Here is a 20,004-nt window from a genome sequence, read left to right as displayed (position 1 = left end):
TCTTAAAAAAATTGCAATAAATAGAATCCGCAATCGATTGTCTTATAAATAAATTTTCATTTATAGTATAATTTTCATTTCTTTAATATAGTATTAAAATGATTTACATAAAATCATTTTAATCACCAATATAGCCAAGACATACGTACTTAATTTTATGAAAATTTACTTATTTTTAATTTTATTACTCACCACAAATATAGTTCTAGGTCAATCGAAGGGCAAAGTTCTTGGGACTGTATTTTCTCAAAATGCGGAACCATTAGAAAAAGCAACTGTAACGATTCTCAATTCAAAAGACTCTTCCGTAGTTTCCTACCTCCTTACTGACACAAAAGGTAAATTTGAATTTGTTAAAATTCCCACAGGGACCACATTAACGCTTTTTATTTCACATGTCAATGCAAATCCTTTTCGTAAGGAATTTACTATTCCTAACGGAGAAAATTATGATTTCGCTCACTTAAAGCTCGACTCGAAAAGCCTCGATGAAGTAGTCGTCAATATTGTTCCCCCCGTACGGATGAATAAAGATACGTTAGAATATAACACCAACTTCTTCAAAACTCGTCCAAACGCCAACGTCGAGGAATTACTCAAAGAACTACCTGGTCTGCAAGTAAATATGGATGGCTCTATTTACTATCAAGGGAAAGAGGTTTCAAAAGTAAAAGTAAACGACAAGGATTTCTTTTCGAGTGATGTACGTATTGCCACACGAAATTTGGATGCTTCTCTTATCAAAACAGTACAGGTGTACCGTGATAAGGGCGAAACAAAAAAAGATAACGAAGACGAAGATAAACTGCCGATTACGATTAACCTAAAATTTAAGAAAGATTTTCTCAAGGCCAGTTTTGGTAAACTTTATGGTAGTGCAGGTACAAGGAGCAGGTATGAGGCCGGTGGTTTATTCAATACATTTAAGGACACACTACAGCTGAGTTTCCTCGGTTTTGGAAATAACATTAACCGCCAAAGTTTTGATTACAATGAATTGAACCAAGAAGCTGGACTTGGACGTGCCGAAAACTATGGATTTGATAATTTTGGAGGTAGGAACTATTCAGGTAAGGCCAACGATATTGGCTTGGGCTTTAATCTCAACAATGACTGGGGAAAGAAGACCAAGTTGAACATCATGTACATGCTGAAATATAATAAAGCCGAAAATCAAAATACCGGCAATCAAATCTCATTATACGATCAGGAAAAACAATATTCAGCATCCAATTACCAACAACAGGAGAAATCTGTAGGGCATAATCTCAAAACCCTCCTCCGACATCGCATGGATACAACAGCCTATTTTGAATTTACACCGAATTTGGGTATCAATTCAAAAAATAATTCAACCTTCGGAATGAACCGCTCCTATACGGATCTCAAAAAATTAAATGACGCAACAGGTACGGGCGGAAATAAGGAAAATACCCTGAATTATTCACATGGATTCTATATCGAAAAACAACTCAATAAAAACCACATCGTATCTTTTAGAAATACGATTTCCATCAATACAAATGAAAAGACCGATACGTCCTTCCAAAACACCTATATATATGACACAGCTAAGCCGCGGACTAGTTTATGGTATAAAAACCGAACACAAAATAATTCCAACAACCTATATTTCAGTGCAGCCTATTATAATAAAATAATTAAAAAACTAAACTTTGACTACTACTTCACCTATGTCACTAACCGCCAAGGGCCACAGGAAAGTGTATATATCAACCGCGACAGCACTGGAGAAATGCATGCAGCTCCTTATGAAAATAGCTATCGTTACAAATACCAGGATTATATTACCGGTATTATATTTTACTGGAGACCCACCAAAGATTTTAACGTAAAGTTTGGAACAGCCTATCAAGTAAAGGTAAATCATTTTGATTTACTTAAAATCAACTCTGTCGAGAAATCATCTTTAGGCTACTGGTTGCCCAATATTAATATCCGTTATAAAGATCTAAACCTCGGCTGGTATAAAGATCTCGAGTCCCCCGAGCTCTATGGAATTCAGCAGCTCGTCTTGGATTTAAATCCGTTATATACACGAAAGACATCCTTTATATTCAACAATATCGAAAAACAGAATGTCAGTATATCATACTATAAGTATACCTCGAAATTGCAGTTTAATGTAAATGGAAATATCAATTATGTCAATAACAGCATCGGGTCCCGTAGCTGGCGAAACAACAATACAGGACAAATGACCACCCAGATGTTTCTCGCTGGCTCAAAATATAACTATAGTGCCTATACTTACCTTAGATACAACCTAAAAGCCAGTAAAAATTGGTCATTCTATCTATCGCAAAACAACAATTTCTATACCTATGAAAATTATAGTTCCATCAATGATGTTGATAATAAAGGGACCAATATAGGGATCAATGCCAGCCAACAATTTTCCGCGACATGGAAAAACCTAGTGACGATATCACCACAGTATACCTATTCTTGGAACAAGAACATAAATTCGGTAAAAGATAACACCGACTTTATTGAATCAACTTATTCAACCCGTAAAATTGGTGCAGGATTGAATATTAATCCAATCCACGGATTTTCGCTAGAATCAATATACTCCTTAGATAACCGGGCCAGCGGATTGAGCGGCAGAAAAAACTACCATATCTTAAATGCGTCAGTCTATTATAACTTTAAAAATAATTCACAGCTAAAATTGACCGGCTTTGATATATTGAATCAGAATACCCAAAATTATTGGGGCAGTCAAGGAAACGTAACATATTTTGGGAATTCACTTACATTGAAACAATATTTTATGTTGGGCTATATCCATAAATTTAATATTATCAAAACAAAGAAGTAGATCGGGTAAAGAGCTGAACCTTGCTTATAACAACAATAAAAATGATTATTACAATCTTTCAATATTCGATATCTTACTTTTCATTTCTTCAAGTTCAGCACGTGATAAACGTTGCTTTTCAGAATAGCTGTCCGCATGTTGCTCGCGCAATTTGCGTAGCCCCTTTTGGCTATCCGCTTCATAATCGTTTAGGTCAAAGGTAACAGAGTCGGTCGTTAAATTGGCGATACGGTAAAGCGTACGCATCGTTTTTCCATCTTTTGTATAGGAAACCTCATACACATCACCAACCTTTGGATCTTTCAGGTATTTTTCCTTCTTTTTTGCACCATAAATTCCTGCTATAACAATAGCAGATACAAAAAGTCCAATCAGAACTAAGCCCGAAAAATATCCAAAAGGTGTTTTACGGATAGCTCCCGAAGATATGGCCTGAAATGTTTGTGGGTTGATTTCACGTTGGTAACTCAACTTTTTGCAATGCGTACAAATGGTAATGACCTCCGAGGCATATGGAAATATGGGGATCCAAAAAATATGAAAATATTTAATTTGCCTGTATGCAAAAAGGGATTGAACTGTGCCACAATAATCGCAGTTTCCGATTGCCGATTGCGATTTATTAGCTAAAACTTTTGTTCTTGTGCCAAAAATAATCATCGTGTTAACGTTTTAATTCACTATCATGGAGACACAATAACATTGCCCTTTTTTATTCGAAAATACGAGGATTTACAATCCGTGCGTTGTCGTTTACGATTCGTACCTACCAATCAATATCCTGATAGGCAACATATTGCAAAGAAAACAAGAAGGTGTGCCGAAAAGAAAAAAAACTTGATGCCCCAGCTGCTCCTCACTTATAAAGACCGCATCTTATCATTCTGACTCAAAAATTACAAAAAACAAAAAAACAAAGTATAGTTATCAGGTAGATTTTATATATTTGCATTAACATTTTTTAACACATGAAACAGCATACAGGTAATATCCTTAAAAAACGAATGTCCTAAGGGGATGTTTTTACAGGTAAATTTCAAATATCTCCTATAACCCAACTCAAACAATAAACTCACTATTATAATTAGTATGGCAAAAAACAACATAAATTTTGTCGTAATGGCCGCGCTTTGTCTTAGTACTAACGCACTATACGCACAAACCACTATAAAAGGAAAGGTAGTCGACAACAATAACAATCCTATTCAAGGGGCTACAGTTACCGAAACAAGCAGTAAAAAACAGGTTCAAACAGATGCAAATGGACTATTTGAGTTCCCTTCGACCGGAAGCTCACTTAACATCAGCATTCAATATATTGGCTTTGAAACTCGAACTGTTCAAACCAATACCACAGGTTTCACCACGGTTCAACTTCTGCCAACGACTTCACAACTAAACGAAGTTGTTGTGACGGCCTTAGGTATTTCACGTGAGAAAAAATCACTGGGTTATGCCGTACAGGAGGTTAAATCTGTTGAACTTCAAACGCGGCCTACCAATGCCCTCAGTGCCTTGTCTGGAAAAGTTGCAGGACTTCAAGTAACGACCTCAGGCGGAAACATGGGTGGATCTTCCCATGTTTTGCTTAGAGGTATTAACTCAATCGCGGGAAACAATCAACCTCTATATGTCATTGATGGTACGCCTATTGATAATACCGATTTAAACTCTTCTTCTACTATCAACGGAAGTGCCGGTAAAGATGTTGGTAACATGATACAAGATATCAACCCCGATGATATTGACAACATTTCGGTATTAAAAGGGCCATCTGCTGCTGCTCTTTATGGTTCTAGGGCAGCCAATGGGGTTATACTGATTACGACCAAACGTGCATCAAAGGGTGAAAAAGTAGATATTTCCTTAAATACCGGGGTTGATTTTGAAAATATTGTTCGATTACCCAAAAGACAACATCTCTATGGTCAAGGGTATTCCACAAGCTTTCAAACCCAAAACATCAATGGAACAGACTACAAAATAGTCGATTATGCCGCAGATGAAAGCTGGGGACCAAAACTCGACGGCACACCAGTACTTCAATGGTACAATCTGAACCCTGAAGATGAGGCCAACTATTTAAATCCGTCTCAGTGGATTTATCCCAAAAATGATGTTAGTTATTTCTTTCGGACAGGTGTATCCAACACCAACAATTTTGCCATAGCTGGCAATAGCGGAAATACAAATTATCGCTTTTCCTACACGAATAAAAATGTAACAGGAACAACACCCAACTCCAGTTTGGGCCGTAATACCTTTAACTTCTCCGGGGGCACACAATTAGGTAAACTGAAGATTAATTCGAATTTTAACTATATCCGTAATGCATCAGTAGGCCGTCCATGGACTGGTGCTTCCAATAGAAATATTATCCTTGAAGCATTCCAATGGGGAGCTGTACAAGTCGATTACAAAATATTGGAAAACTACAAACGTGAAGACGGAACTCCGTTAGCCTGGAACCGAACGGGATGGCAAAATACGCCTGCCGCCGAGGCGACCCGTTTTATTGATAATCCCTATTGGTCCGCCTATGAGTCGTACATGGAGGACAATAGAGATCGTTTCTACGGTAATATCGGTTTACAATATGACTTAAACAATTGGCTAACTTTAGGGGCTAAAGTACATGGAGATATTTATTCATTCCAGTCTCAAGATCGAATTGCGGTTTATTCACGAAGCACTTCTCAATACGAGGAAGCCAACAATAAACTAAATGAATACAACTATGAGTTTTTAGCTACCGCCAAGAAAAACTGGGATAAATTCTCCCTTATCGGGAATATAGGCGCCAATCTTCGTGACCAACAGCGGAAGCAAGACTATGCGATTACACAGGGCGGTTTGATTATTCCTAATTACTATAATCTGAAAAATGCCAATGCAGTTAAAATTGACAACTTCCGATACCATAGACGCATTGCATCAATCTATGGTAGCTTCTCTTTGGGATACAACGATTTTCTGTATTTAGATGGAACGGTACGTAATGACTGGTCATCTACATTGCCGACCAACAACAATTCATTTATATATCCGTCCCTGACAGGTAGTTTTGTTTTTAGCCAACTGGAAGCATTTAAAAAATTGGATTGGCTTAGTTTCGGTAAAATCCGCCTGGGATGGGCTCAAGTCGGAAATGATACAGATCCTTATCAATTGTATAAAGTCTACGAACCCGAGCAATCCTTTGACGGACAAGCGTCCTATGGGCTTCCAAGCACTAAACCAAATGCTAATCTAAAACCTGAAATTACCAGCTCTTGGGAGACAGGCCTAAATCTACAATTATTCAAAAATCGACTAGGATTTGATGTAACCTATTACAACAACAATTCGAGGAATCAAATCCTGCCAGTCCCTGTTTCTTCATCATTCGGGTATGCCGGAAAAGTATTCAATGCTGGAAAAATCAATAACAAAGGAATTGAAGTCGTGTTAAATGGTACCCCTATCAAACACGAAAATTTCACTTGGGATGCGGCAATCAACTGGGCTAAGAATAAAAACAAAGTCATTAAATTGGATGATCAGGTCAACACATTGAGCTTAAGCAATTCCTTGGTCGAGCTCGTTGCACGTGAAGGAGAATCCTATGGCCAATTTTTGGGTTACGACTTTGTCTATGCTCCGGACGGACAACGCGTTGTCCAGGCAGATGGCACCTACATGAAAACATCACAGTTGGTTCCTTTAGGGTCAGTACTGCCCGATTTTACCTTCGGTATCCAAAATACCTTCCGTTACAAAAACTTTAGTCTAGGCTTTTTAGTCTCGGGTCGAGTGGGTGGAAAATTCTTCTCACAAACCTATAAAGTTGGTATGTATTCTGGTATTTTGGATAAGACAGCTGCAAATAATATTCGTGAAACGGGTGTCGTCCTGGATGGAGTTAAGGGAGATGTTGCATTCCATAGTGATGGTTCGTACGATGTGAGTAACATCCAACAGAATACCACTAATATTACTGCACAACAATGGGCGCGCAATGAATATAATGGTCCGACAACATTTTCAATCTTCGATGCAACATATGTTAAATTAAGGGAAGTTACTCTGGGTTACAATTTCAAATTGACTAATCCCAAAATTATCAAAAACATTGGCGTGAATGTATACGGACGTAATCTTTGGAACATTTATACCAAGAGTAAGTATATTGATCCAGAGTTCACATCCAGTGGTGGAAATGTTCAGGGTATTGAAGGTGGAAATATACCTCTTCCGGTTACTTATGGTTTTAACGTTAATCTTAAATTCTAGAAGATGAAACTCATCATGATTTACTCCATAATGTTAGACCGGATAAATCTGATCGTTCATCAGCTTTAAAAGATAACCCAAGTGCAACAGATTCATCGATAATCTGAACAAGCACTTATAAATAAATATACAGATGAAAATATCAAACATACTACATACTTCATTCATCGGCCTATCGCTTATTGCTACTTCGTGCTCCAAATCCACATTTAGCGATATCAATACAGACCCAAATCGACCTGCTTCTGTTACAACGCCAACGATTCTAGTGACCGCCGAAAAACAGCTAGTCAATGCATTACGAAGCGAAGAAGTAAGCCTACGAGGTGCTCAATTATTTGCACAGTATTTCAGTCAGAACATTTACACGGACCAATCTCGCTATCAAATACCAACAAGCTATTCAGACAACTATTGGACTGCGACCTATAAATCGCTTAATAATTTAAATGAAATTATTAAGCTTAATACCAATGAATCCACTAAAGCGATTGCCGCGGCGGGAACAGCTGGTACAAATACCAATCAGATTGCGATAGCAAGAATACTCAAGGCCTACGCTTTTCAATCGCTAACAGATGTTTTTGGTGATATTCCCTATGAATCCTATGGCAATAAAGATGCAGATTTTGAAGCGCTACAGCAGGATCCGGATAACCTAACGCCAAAATATGCAAGTCAAGAGAAAATCTACAAAGACATTCTCAATGAATTACAGCAGGCAGCTGATACATTAGCAAAGTATCCAACAGCCACGACTTTCGGAACAGCTGATATTATCTATAAAGGATCAAATAGTAGCTGGGCAAAATTCGCCAATTCGTTACGTCTACGTGTTGCGAATCGGATCAAAGGCAAAGATGCTACTTTGGCAACGACACATATCGCCGATGCCATCAAAAAAGGTGTATTCACCTCCAACAATGATAATGCGGTATTTAAATACTCCAAAACATCACCAAATGAAGCACCATTGTTTAGAGCAACGGTAACTGCCAATCGAAAAGACTTTGCAATTTCTAATGTGATTATTGAAACTTTACAGGGCAGTCGTGGCCCCTTTAAAATTGCAGATCCACGTCTATCAAAATTTGCTAAACCGACAAGCTCAGGAAATGTTTACTACGGCCAACCCTATGGTCTCCCCCTAGCAGCGGGTAATCTATTTCCTGTAGACAAAATATCACTACCGAGTGACATTATCAATGCTGCAGATTACGGGGAAGTACTTGTAGAATATGCGGAAGTTGCTTTCATTTTAGCTGAAAACAACAACTGGGATCAATCTAATTACGAAAAGGGGGTTCGGGCTTCTCTTGAAAAATGGTCTGTGCCTTCTGATGAGGTAGCAACCTATCTGAGTAAACTTCCTGCTGCGAATAAAGAAAATGTGCTTTCTCAAAAGTACTTAGCACTTTTCAACCAAAGTATCGAATCTTGGTCCGAAATCAGAAGAACAGGGTATCCGTTATTCCTAATCAAAAAAGGTGATATTACATGGACCGGAACAGTAGAAGGCAAACCTGTTACATATACGTTCACTCCTGAAGTAGGAAACACAATACCAAGCCGTTTGGTGTACCCATTAAAAGAACAAAGTACCAATAAGACGAATTATCAAAGTGCACTTTCACGACAAGGAGATGATGTGATAAGCACCAAATTATGGTGGAATAAATAAACTTAGGTATTTCAATCAGCTCACACCTGAGGCTTAGGCTTCAGGTGTTTTTTATTATTATATTTCTTATCTTCGTATAGCACTCTAAAGAATAAAATGTCATGGACGATCAAACATTAGACAGAATAGACCAACTTAGCGAGGAAGGAAACATCCAATGTGATGAAGGCAACTATCAGGCGGCGATCCGGGTGTGGACCGAAGCACTTGATCTAGTCCCTAGTCCACAACATGTTCATGCGGAAAGTCTTTGGCTCGAAGCTTCCATAGGAGACGCCTTTTTCTTACTGGACGATTTTGACAATGCTCTTTCTCATTTTGAAAAGGCAAAACAGAACATTATCGAAAATGCCTACGAAAACCCCTTTATCATGCTGCGCTTAGGACAGTGCTATTTGGAAGACAACAATAGCGAGTCTGCCCAGGAATATCTTCTTCGCGCCTATATGATGGAAGGAAGAGACATTTTCGAAGATGAATCGCCTAAGTATCTTAAATTTTTAGATGACAATATCGATTTGGATTGATCATAATCCGTTAAAACGAATCGATTACTTCACCGACTTCCATAGGGAGATCCGACTCAAGAACGGAGGCTCCTTCCGCAAATATGGCCCTATACTTTTCGGCGCGTTCTGTCTTTGTCTGCAACTTATCGTAGGTAGACGCCGCTGAAATCATGCACATCACACCTTTGTTGTTGAAGAATTGATACATCGCCTGATTGGAATCCTTTAGTTCTGGCCCAATATAGACAATCATACGGTCGTAGGGTAATCCAGAGGATTTAAATTTTTCCAATGCAGCCTGATCTTTAATATGCATGGACATATACTGTTCCGGATTCTGCGCCAAATAAAACGCTGCCTGTTCAGTATTATGTACCGTAACCCACACCCAACTGTAGGCATTGTATTTTTTTAGTATTGCTGCTGTAGCCGCCAATGGTAAGTCTTTTTTATCTAAGTTGAGGATGGTTTTACCCTTTGCCCATTGAATGACTTCATCAAGTGTGTTAATACCAAACCGGGTAATATTTCCAGCCTGATCCTTTAATTTCAGCTTACGCAATTCATCCCAGGTATAGTCAGATACTTTTCCTTTTCCATTTGTAGTTCTATCCAATGTCGCATCGTGCATCAAAATAGCAACACTATCCTTGGTGTAACGCGGATCGATTTCAAAAATAGCCGGTGTTTTTCGTAATACGGCTTCAAATGCCGCAATCGAATTTTCAGGAAGTCCAGCCTCAATCGTTCCCCGATGACCACTTACAATTTTTTTATCTTTAGCATAGGTAAAATAATCACGCATCGCCTTTGGAGAAGCAAACTCAAGTGAATGGATTTTTTGTCCGACGACTATTGAATACGACGAAACAAAAAGAAAAAAAGCGAAAAATGTTCTACTCATTAATTTATAATTACGTTCAAATATATAAGCTTGAGCCACAAAAAATAACATCCTAAATTAATCAACCAAGATCAATAAATCGTTAACAAAACATTCAGTCCATATCAACCACCAATCCACGTATAAACATAAGCTTAAGGAATTAAACTTTTACTGCAATATCAAATCCTCCTGAAAATCACGGTATACCACCTCTAAAAATCAAAAAAAAATATAATATAGCTGTTGGCACAACTATAAAATAAACTATATTTGCACATTAATTTATATTTGATCTAAATAAATTACCATGAAAAACAGAACACGATATATGATGTTCAGCAGTGGAATTCTTTTGCTTTTAAGTACTCAGCTACATGCACAAGAATTATCCCTTATCGTAAAAGACAGAGACAATAAACCATTAAGCCAAGCGAATATCAAAGTTGACGGAAAAAGCGTCGGCTATTCTAATCAACTTGGACAATTCATTTTTGCCAAAAGACCTTTGAATAATCCGATTCAATTGCGGGTATCATACACAGGCTTTTCAACGGTTGAAAAAATGGTCAATTTAGATACCGTTCAACACCCATTGTCAATTCAGCTTAATTCTACCCAAGTGTTAGATGAGATTATTGTAACAGCAGGACGTAAGCCCGAAAGCATCTCCACTGTCCCTTCTTCAGTAACGATCTTGACCACAAAAGAAATTGAGGCCCAAAGCCAAATCAGCACCAATCTTTCAACAATTTTAGGGAATACTGTTCCCGGTCTTGGAACATCGACCAATAAAGCGACAAACTCCGGACAAACACTTCGTGGGAGATCTGTGCTTGTTTTGATCGACGGTATTCCACAATCAACGCCTTTGATGAATGGACAACGTGATCTTCGGACCATTGACCCGAGTGTCATCGAACGGGTTGAGGTTATCAAAGGTGCTACATCTATCTATGGAAATGGCTCCGCAGGCGGTATTATCAACTACATTACACGCAATCCATCGAAAGACGCTGCTCCGATACAAGGGATCACAAGTGTTAGAACTACTTTCAATCCAGTTCATAGCGCCGGTACTATGGGCTATCGCATTGGACAAACCTTATACGGACAAAAAAACAGATGGAATTATACCGTCAGTGGATCCGCCGATTACGTTGGCCTGCAACGCGATGGCGACGGGGTTCCCCTCGGTCAGACAGACGGTCTTTCGAACACCTATCAATACAATGCATTTCTAAAAGCAGGGTACCGTATCGATAGCAGTTCCAATATTACGGCAGTATACAACTTCTACAGAAGTAACCAACACAACAGATACATCAGCCAAACAGGTGTATATGGTCAAACGCCAACGATAGGCGTGAAAGGCGAAGATCCAGGTAAACCTGCTGGAACTCCATATAACCACAATGCCATGTTGACCTATACTAAAAGTAATCTATTCGCGTCGACATCTTTAACTGCTTCTGCATACTACAATACATTTCGATCCATGAACCGTTATGTTGAGAAAGCTTCTGCATGGTATGGTCCGGGACAAACACAGATCAATTCGGAGAAAAAAGGCTTACGCGTTAACCTAAACACACCTTTTCAGGTATTGGGTTCAAATGCAGATATCACCTACGGTGTAGATTTACTAAATGATGTAACAGATCAAAATCTGACCGACGGCAGGGTCTATATTCCCTATATGAACATGTTAAACGTTGCTCCATACGCCCAGGTAAAAATTGATTTCCTAGAAAACTTAATCTTTAAAGGCGGTGTACGTTATGAAAATGCAACAGTCAAAATAAAGGATTTCAATACCATTGCTACAGGCCCCAACAACGAAGGAAGTATTGCCGTAAAAGGAGGTAATATCCCCTACAAAGGAGCGACCTTCAATGCAGGTTTGCGTTACAACAAATTCGCGATCTTTAATCCCTTCGTGAGTTTCTCCCAAGGTTTCGCAATCAATGAACTCGGCCGTATTGTACGTCGTGCAACAGATAATGATTTAGATAGCCTAAAAACCGACCCTATTATCACTAATAATTACGAAATCGGATTCTCAAGCAATTACAGCATTTTCCAGCTATCAGCATCTTATTACTACAGTACTTCCAAAATGGGCGTTGAACTGGTGGACATTGGTGGTTACCTGATGCCACAACGCCTTCCTGAAGATGTGTATGGTTACGAAATTGCATTGAGCGCTAATATTTCACCTCAATTGACCATCGGTGGAACCTATGCCTATGTGGAAGGAAAGTCAAAAAAAGACGATGGATCAAAATCCTACCTCAATGGCTCACGTATCTCGCCAGATAAAGCAACGGGATACATCTACTATACTCCGATCAAACCCTTAACCTTTCAGCTTTTTTGGGTGCATACCGGATCCCGGGATCGCTTTCTTCCAAACGATAAAGGCGTATACAAAAACAGCGAAGGCCCCGTTAAGACCGTTGATCTATTTAACTTAAATGGAAATTACCAAGTAAACAAACAATGGTCTATCGGTATGGGGGTAGAAAACTTATTTAATAAAAACTATTATCCTGTTGTCAGTCAATATCGTGCCTTAAATGAAGAATACGTCAAAGGACAAGGTATGTTGGCCTCATTTAACATCAACTACAAATTCTAATATGTTTAAAACTGTCGTTCTTTGGTTGCATAAATGGCTCGGAATCATCACCGGAGTTGTAGTATTCATCCTAAGCTTGACGGGCAGCATATACACCTTTCAGGATGAGCTCAAGCTCTGGGCTTATCCTGAAAAATATTTTATCTCCGACACAACCAACCACTCAAAAACTCCGCTACCTTTAAGCACACTTCTTTACAGCGCACAGAAAAGCCTCGAAAAAAATCAAAAAATCACGCGGGTTGATCTCTATCCTTCGAAAAATCGTACCTGGGTATTTCGTGCCATAAAAACGGACGAAAAAGCATTTGGCCATTGGAATTATTACCGCTATTACAAACGCGTTTTCATCAATCCATATACTGGTCAAGTACAGCAAGTAGAAAATTCAAAAACAGAATTCTTTCAACTGGTGCTTCAGCTTCACCTAAACCTCCTCTTGGGCAAGCAATATGGCCATCCTATCGTCGCCTGGTCAACGGCCATTTTTGTCCTTATCTTACTCAGTGGCATCGTCCTTTGGTGGCCAAAAAAATGGAAAGGCAAGAATCTTAAGCGCAGTTTTTGGTTAGATACCAAAGTAAAATGGAAACGACTGAACCACGACCTCCACAATGTCATCGGATTTTACAGTTTATTTATCGGATTGATTTTTGCCATTACGGGGCTCGCTTTTGCTTTTCCGAATTTCAAAAAGACCTATATAGCAACATTCAATTTATTGCAGTCGCCAACAGCTTCTTCCACACGCAGCTCCCCTATACCCTTGCCCGCTGTGGAAAAGAAATTTCAGGACAATGCGCTGCGGTATGCCTTGACAAATTATTCAGATGCTGAAATGATGTCGATCCGACTAAAAAAAGAAACCGAAACAGCAATGGATATACAGGTGAGACATCATGAAAAACGAAGCGGTGTATTTGATTGGCTTTATTATAACAAAGAAGAGAGCAGTCTTACAGCAGTCAAATCCAGCAACGAATTGCAGTATGGGGATAAGCTCGGTGCACTTAACTATGATATTCATACCGGTGGCATCGGTGGACTCACAACAAAAATTATCGCTTGCCTAGCTAGTCTCTTTTGTGCTTCCTTGCCCATCACAGGATATATCATCTGGATGAACAAAAGCAAAAAGAAGAAAAAGAAAGGTTATCAACATAATGTTAATAAGTACTGTTAATAACTACATTTTTCTTTTAAACAGGTTTTCAACAGCGTTATTAACATAATGTGGAAAACTAGCCTTTCCCCTATTTACCGACACCATCTCTTGTGCAATTTATAGGAATGCGATACACCATCTAAAAAAACAACATACAAGACAAAAAGACGACAATCTTTAAAACGAGAAGATCCCAACGCTAAGCAGCGCAAACAGCGCTACACTAAAAAAAGGAAGCATTCTTCAACAGAAGGAAGCAAAGCACACAGCCAAAAAAGAAAGTCGCGCAAGAAAAAAAGAAAATCCGATACACAGAAGTGCACCGGATTTCTTCAATAACAAACCAACAACTAACATACTAAAGATTCGGATTTCGAACCGTCTCTTCGTATGGTATAGCAAATAAATAATAAGGACTGTTTTCTACAAAATTAGAACCATCAGGAAATTTAATAACCCGGTGCCCTTGACCATTAACCAGCTTAGGCTTACCGTCTGCACCCACAATTTCTACTTGAATAGGTTTTCCCTCAGCATCAAGATAGGATTTACGCACAACCTTTCCCTGAGTCCGAAGAATATCCGACAAAGCAAATCCTTCACCCCAAAGTTCCTTGCGTCTTTCAACAAGAATGGCAGCAATTAATTGTCCATTATCATTTCCTGAAAACAGCTTAGCGTTTCTAGCCGTCCGTAATTTATTCAGCGCTGCTACCGCTTTATCGTTTTCACCAGCTCTTGCATAACCTTCAGCCGCTATCAAAACCATTTCAGAAGCACGCATGTATACAATATCTCCAATTAAATTGGACTTAAACTTAAACTTCTTATACCGTAGGAAACCTTCCCGACCAGGTAAATTATCCCATTCAAATAAAGCGTAACGCACATCACTGGTATCGAATAAATCTTTAAAATAAGGATCGGCCATAAAACTATAGTAATAAGATCCAGCTGACGACACGTCCAAATAATGAAATGTATAACTTGCCACATTTTGCTCGTTAGTCTGCTGATGTCCCCAAATCCACTCACTATTTCCAAGATCATTAAAACCGGCCTGATAATCTGACGGAGTCATTAAATTATACTTCTGAGCTGCTTTTTCAGCATATTCCGCGGCTAGCTTCCATTCGCCTACCTGCAAATAGGTTCTCGCAAGCAGACCATACACGACATCCGCATTGATTTCGTATTTATCCGCTCTACTAGCAGAAGCCAACAAGCTTTCACTGTCTTTGAGATCTTTCAAGATAAGTTCATACACTTCTGCCTGTGTTGACTTTGATTTTCCTTCAGTCGACAATGTACTGGGTTCGGTATAGATCGGAACAGACTTGGCATTTTTATCTTTCAGATAACTGAACTGGTAAAAAGTCGCCAGGTTTAGATAAGAAAACGCGCGCAATGCTTTCGCTCTTCCCTTCAATACATTCTTGGTTTCGACAGATCCCTCAGCTCCATCCACTTTCGCGATCACATTATTCATATTATCGATCACTTTATACAGCATTATCCAAAAAGAATTAACGCGATTAGAACGATTGTTTGTTAATTCGGTAAATGCGTATGCGTCGCGATAACCATATTTGGTCGTCACCGCAACATCACTTCCCATTGCATCACTTGTACGCATTACCGCCGTATAACCTGGATTGGCATAAGTAAAATAGGTATCATTTAAATACTTCCAGGTACCATTGATCACCGTAGCAACATTGTCGGTATTTTTAAACACTTCACCTTCCGGCACAGAAGTGGTCGGATCCAACTCAAGCGCATCCTTACATGATGCATTCACTAGAGAGAGCGCCAAGATGATATATACAATTTTTAGTTTCATGATTTTCATTTAAATTCTCAGATTAACAATAAGGCATTAAAAAACAAGCTGAATACCACCAGAGATTGTTCGCATTGCCGGATAGCGAAAATAGGTCGCCCCATTCACCGTCTGTTCTGGATCCATTCCTTGATGACCATAAAATGTCAATAGATTTTCGGCAGTTGCAAAGACACGAAGTTTTTCTACGCCTATCCGCTTCAATAAATCCGAAGGTAATCTATAGCCCAAACTCACATTTTTAAGGCGTGCATAAGTGCCACTGTAAAGAAAACGTGTGGACGAAGAAGTCCAATTCAAGTTATCGGTTGTCAATTTAGGCACATCGGTCTGCGTATGCTCAGGCGTCCAGCGCTCGAGGATCTCCTTGGACCAAGCACGTCCCGGATTATTACCGCTATGCATAAGCTGAATATAATCGTTATCTAATATCTGTCCACCCAAACTAAAACTCAACAAAGCAGACAAATCAAAATTTTTGTAGGTGAAACTGTTTTGAATCCCACCGACAAGATCTGGCAATGAAGTCCCGGCAATAAAATTACCGGCCTTACTGTATTCCGAAGTTTTTTCACCTGTTTTATTACCGTCCTTATCAGCGGTATACCATTGCGGGAGACCGTTATCTGGATTTACTCCAGCCCATTCCGGCAGATAAAAATCATAGATACTTCCGCCTACACGCAAAAGCTTATTCCCCGTAATGATCGGTTTGTTATCTTTTGGCAAAGCTGTAATCTTGTTTTTGTAATGCGAAAGATTGACGTCTAAATTCCATTTAAAATTTTCATTTCGAACCGGGACAGTACGAATATCCACGTCGATACCGGTATTTTTCAGCGCTCCAATATTTGCATCATAGCCCGTATAGCCTGTTGAATAAGCCATCGGCATAGTAAACAGCAAATCCTTACTCCGACGGTTAAAGTACTCCACACTCAATGAAACCCGGTTTTCAAATGCAGATACATCGACACCTACGTTCAAATTGAGGTTCGACTCCCATTTTAGATCTGGTGTAGCCAACCTACCGGTATACGTTCCGCCTTTACCTAAACTATTTGCAATGGTATAAAGTCCTTTATAAGCATAATAGGTACCTAAATTATCGTTTCCTTGTCCACCATAACTTGCTCTTACCGTCAGCTGATCAATCGTTGTGTTATCCTTCAAAAATTCTTCCTGTTTCAGCTTCCAAGATCCACCCACAGACCAGAATGTTCCCCAACGTTTTGCTGGCGAAAAGCGCGACGAACCATCGGTACGTAACGAAGTCGATAAATAATATTTATTATCATAATTATACTCCGCTCTTCCCAAGAAACTCAATAGCCTATACCCTGCACTTGATCCCGTGAAGTTATTGAGTTGTGATGCCGCAGCAGGTTCATCAAAGTAAGGGAGCACAAATTGCTGTCTGCTACCGTTGATATTACTACTGTTAAAATCATAGTATTCCTGACCGGCCAATACATTGAGGTAATGTAAGCCAAACTGCTTCTCATAAGTCAATAAATTGTTCCAGGTCTGCGCTACGGTACGCACATTTGAACGATAAACATACCCGCCCGTATTCACACCGTCTCCCAATAAAGGATTGGTATAGTCGTGTGTATTCCCGTTGATATAATCAACATTATATGTCGACTTAAATTTTAAATTTTTAGAAAACAACACTTCCAGATAAGTCCGGGCAGATAGATTTTCCCGACGGATATCATTTCTGTCCAAAGGAAGAGAAGCAGCTAAATTATTACGCGGTGTTGCACCACTTGGACGATATTCTCCAAAATCGTAAATCTTATTTCCGGCTCCATCAAACACAAATGAACCATCTGCATTGCGCTCATAGTATGGATAAAAAGATGGCACCAGTCTCGTAAAATTTATAATGTTTGCCGTATTGCTGTCCTCAGACTGCGGATATTTTTGTTGTGTACTGCTACCACCAATATTGAGACCGACATTTAACCAGGATTTCACCTTGCTGTCAAGGTTTGCGCGTAGGTTGTACCGTTTAAATCCAGATTCAATCGCTATCCCCTGATCATTCAGATAACCACCCGAAATATAATAGGTGCTTTTGGCACTACCACCGCTAAACCCTAGGTCTGCTTGTGTACGCACTCCCGTACGTTGCAATACGTCTGTCCATGGATCATCCCATAGTGTCTTAGCTCCGGCAACCAACTTACCATCTACTCCGACCGGCTGCGGGTATTGACTGCCATACGGATTGATATTTAAATCTGTCAATACGGTCTTACTTGCGTTGGACGCCGCTTGCTCTGCTGTAAGGCCATTTGACAGGTTTTTGTTTCTCAAAGCTTCCCAATAGAGCTGAAAATATTCATCGGTCGATACCTGATCATAGTCACGAACTGCACGGGTTGAATAGCCCTGTGTAAAATTGAGATTAATCTTGGTGTTGTCGGAAGACACACCGGACTTCGTTGTAATAATAATCACACCATTCGCCCCTCTGGAGCCGTAAAGTGCACTTGATGCTGCATCTTTTAATACAGAGATAGACTGAATGTCATTTGGATTGATGGAGTTAATATCCCCGGCATAAGGACTCCCATCCAACACGATCAGAGGTGAACTGGAGGCATTAATGGAGCCGATACCCCTAATACGGATGGCTGCTTCTGTACCTGGCTGTCCCGAGGACGCTACGGACTGTAAGCCCGGTACCTGTCCCTCTAGAGCCTTCGTAATATTTGATACCTGTCTATTTTCAATAGCTTTGCTGCTCACCGTACTGACCGATCCCGTTATGTTTGTACGTTTGGCAGTACCGTAAGCCACGACCACCACCTCTTCCAGATCTGTACTGGAGGGTTTCAAGGACAATGTTAAGTTTGTACTTGTTGGTTTTAGCTGTTGAGATTCATAACCTACAAAAGAAAATTCCAATACAGGTAATGCGTCACCTGTGACATTGATTGTAAACTCTCCTTTTGAATTCGTTAAGGTTCCTTGATTTTGCCCCGAAATGCGAACATTTACTCCAGGAAGTAGGTGACCGGTATTGGCATCAACAACTTTTCCTTGTATAGCCCGCTGCTGAGCATACAACCTGTTCATATTGACACCTGATAATGCTATCGCAGCAATAGGAATGTATTTAAGTTTTGCGTACATCGTAAGAATGCTTTACTAAATAAGTTAAGTGTGATTAAATACAAAAAACACAGTGGCTCCTTGCATTCCAATAAAATCTACCTAATAAGTAGTTTTTATTGGAATGCAAATATATAACAAAATCTATTGAATTAATAGATTTTGTTATATAAAAACACAAAACACTATAAATGAATCATTTAAAATTAAAAACTAAGCCTATAAAAGTTATTTAGTAAGCTAACTCACTATTATTGATCAAGCCATTTTTGAAACTTCGGAGATCGTTCCTCACTAACAATGACTACAATTCCCGCTGGAGTTGAGGGTATTAACTCTAATTTGATTCGATTTCGACTAATTTTTAACATGGATTGAATCGCATCTATTCGAACAAGAAATTTACGATTGATCTGGAAAAAAACTGTGGGATCTACTTGTGTAACGAGATGAGTGATGGTATCTTCAATAATATATGCAATTCCAGATCCTTTTTCTACAGCATACAGCTCTTTGTCCTCTGCCATAAAATAAGCAATATCAGCAATGGCTAGCGACTTTAAAAAATTACCATATTTCACTAGAAAACGCTGTTTGAGCCGAGGTTCTACTTTAGGCAGTAGCGGTTCAATACGTTTCATGACCTCAGCCAACTCGTCGCTGTCGAAAGGTTTTAACAGATAGGCATAACCCTTATTTTGGAAGGCCTCCAATGCATATTGTTCGTAAGCAGTCGTAAAAATCAGCGGTACATCAATAGATACCTGCTTAAAAATTTCAAAGCTCAGTCCATCCATCAGGTGGATATCCATAAAAATCAGATCGAATTGATTTCTATTGATTGTCACCACCGCTTCCTGAACCTCTTTTGCATTGGTAAAGGTCAGTTCGCTTTCTCCATAGCGCGCAGTCAACATCTCCTTTAAGCCTACAAAAGCCCAGTCTTCGTCTTCGACAATCAGTATTTTCCATCCCATGGGTTGAATGTAATAAAAAATCCATTTCCTAAAAAGAAAATGGATTAATATATATAGGATTA

Annotated in this window: 11 protein-coding genes; 6 read left to right on the top strand and 5 right to left on the bottom strand. The window is 39.3% G+C overall.

Features of this window, described 5'->3' with window-relative positions; genetic code table 11:
- Positions 1-157: 157 nt before the first annotated feature.
- Positions 158-2,845: a carboxypeptidase-like regulatory domain-containing protein gene (locus ACHWSC_RS14205; protein WP_394677204.1), complete on the top strand. Its 2,688-nt coding sequence runs from the start codon at positions 158-160 to the stop codon at positions 2,843-2,845.
- A gap of 48 nt (positions 2,846-2,893) precedes the next feature.
- Here the strand turns inward: ACHWSC_RS14205 and ACHWSC_RS14200 are convergent, their stop codons facing one another.
- Positions 2,894-3,316, bottom strand: coding sequence for a hypothetical protein (locus ACHWSC_RS14200; protein WP_394677203.1), 423 nt, complete (start codon positions 3,314-3,316; stop codon positions 2,894-2,896).
- A gap of 618 nt (positions 3,317-3,934) precedes the next feature.
- Between ACHWSC_RS14200 and ACHWSC_RS14195 the strand changes: the two genes are divergently transcribed.
- From ACHWSC_RS14195 to ACHWSC_RS14185, 3 genes are all read left to right on the top strand, one after another.
- Positions 3,935-7,117, top strand: a complete 3,183-nt coding sequence (locus ACHWSC_RS14195) for a SusC/RagA family TonB-linked outer membrane protein (protein WP_394677202.1) — start codon at positions 3,935-3,937, stop codon at positions 7,115-7,117.
- Positions 7,118-7,250: 133 nt separating this feature from the next.
- The gene (locus tag ACHWSC_RS14190) at positions 7,251-8,798 is read left to right on the top strand and encodes a SusD/RagB family nutrient-binding outer membrane lipoprotein (protein WP_394677201.1); all 1,548 of its coding nucleotides are present in this window, start codon (positions 7,251-7,253) and stop codon (positions 8,796-8,798) included.
- 101 nt (positions 8,799-8,899) lie between these two features.
- On the top strand, positions 8,900-9,325 hold the full coding sequence (locus ACHWSC_RS14185; protein WP_120335308.1) for a tol-pal system YbgF family protein: 426 nt from the start codon (positions 8,900-8,902) through the stop codon (positions 9,323-9,325).
- 10 nt (positions 9,326-9,335) lie between these two features.
- On the opposite strand, the gene ACHWSC_RS14180 is transcribed toward ACHWSC_RS14185, so the two are convergent.
- Positions 9,336-10,211 carry a glycerophosphodiester phosphodiesterase family protein gene (locus tag ACHWSC_RS14180; protein WP_394677200.1) on the bottom strand — a complete coding sequence of 292 codons (876 nt, stop codon included), beginning with the start codon at positions 10,209-10,211 and terminating at the stop codon, positions 9,336-9,338.
- A 289-nt stretch (positions 10,212-10,500) separates the two neighbouring features.
- Here ACHWSC_RS14180 and ACHWSC_RS14175 point away from each other — a divergent pair, with 289 nt between their 5' ends.
- Together ACHWSC_RS14175 and ACHWSC_RS14170 are read left to right on the top strand one after the other, a co-directional pair.
- The gene (locus tag ACHWSC_RS14175) at positions 10,501-12,831 is read left to right on the top strand and encodes a TonB-dependent receptor (RefSeq protein ID WP_394677199.1); all 2,331 of its coding nucleotides are present in this window, start codon (positions 10,501-10,503) and stop codon (positions 12,829-12,831) included.
- Between the two features lies 1 nt (position 12,832).
- Positions 12,833-14,014 (top strand): PepSY-associated TM helix domain-containing protein, encoded by a 1,182-nt coding sequence (locus tag ACHWSC_RS14170; protein ID WP_394677198.1) that lies wholly within the window; start codon positions 12,833-12,835, stop codon positions 14,012-14,014.
- A 340-nt stretch (positions 14,015-14,354) separates the two neighbouring features.
- Here ACHWSC_RS14170 and ACHWSC_RS14165 read toward each other — a convergent pair whose 3' ends face one another.
- The 3 genes from ACHWSC_RS14165 to ACHWSC_RS14155 all read right to left on the bottom strand — a co-directional run bounded on the left by ACHWSC_RS14165 (position 14,355) and on the right by ACHWSC_RS14155 (position 19,942).
- Positions 14,355-15,839: a RagB/SusD family nutrient uptake outer membrane protein gene (locus ACHWSC_RS14165; protein WP_394677197.1), complete on the bottom strand. Its 1,485-nt coding sequence runs from the start codon at positions 15,837-15,839 to the stop codon at positions 14,355-14,357.
- 36 nt (positions 15,840-15,875) lie between these two features.
- Complete coding sequence (locus ACHWSC_RS14160) at positions 15,876-18,986, bottom strand: SusC/RagA family TonB-linked outer membrane protein (RefSeq protein WP_394677196.1); 3,111 nt, start codon at positions 18,984-18,986, stop codon at positions 15,876-15,878.
- Between the two features lie 230 nt (positions 18,987-19,216).
- Positions 19,217-19,942, bottom strand: coding sequence for a LytTR family DNA-binding domain-containing protein (locus ACHWSC_RS14155; protein ID WP_120335304.1), 726 nt, complete (start codon positions 19,940-19,942; stop codon positions 19,217-19,219).
- Positions 19,943-20,004: the final 62 nt, after the last annotated feature.

Origin of the sequence: uncultured Sphingobacterium sp. (assembly GCF_964277905.1) — a bacterium.
Taxonomy (GTDB): Bacteria; Bacteroidota; Bacteroidia; order Sphingobacteriales; family Sphingobacteriaceae; genus Sphingobacterium; species Sphingobacterium siyangense.
Note: the sequence above shows the minus strand (reverse complement) of the source record. Positions and strands in the feature narration are given on the sequence as shown.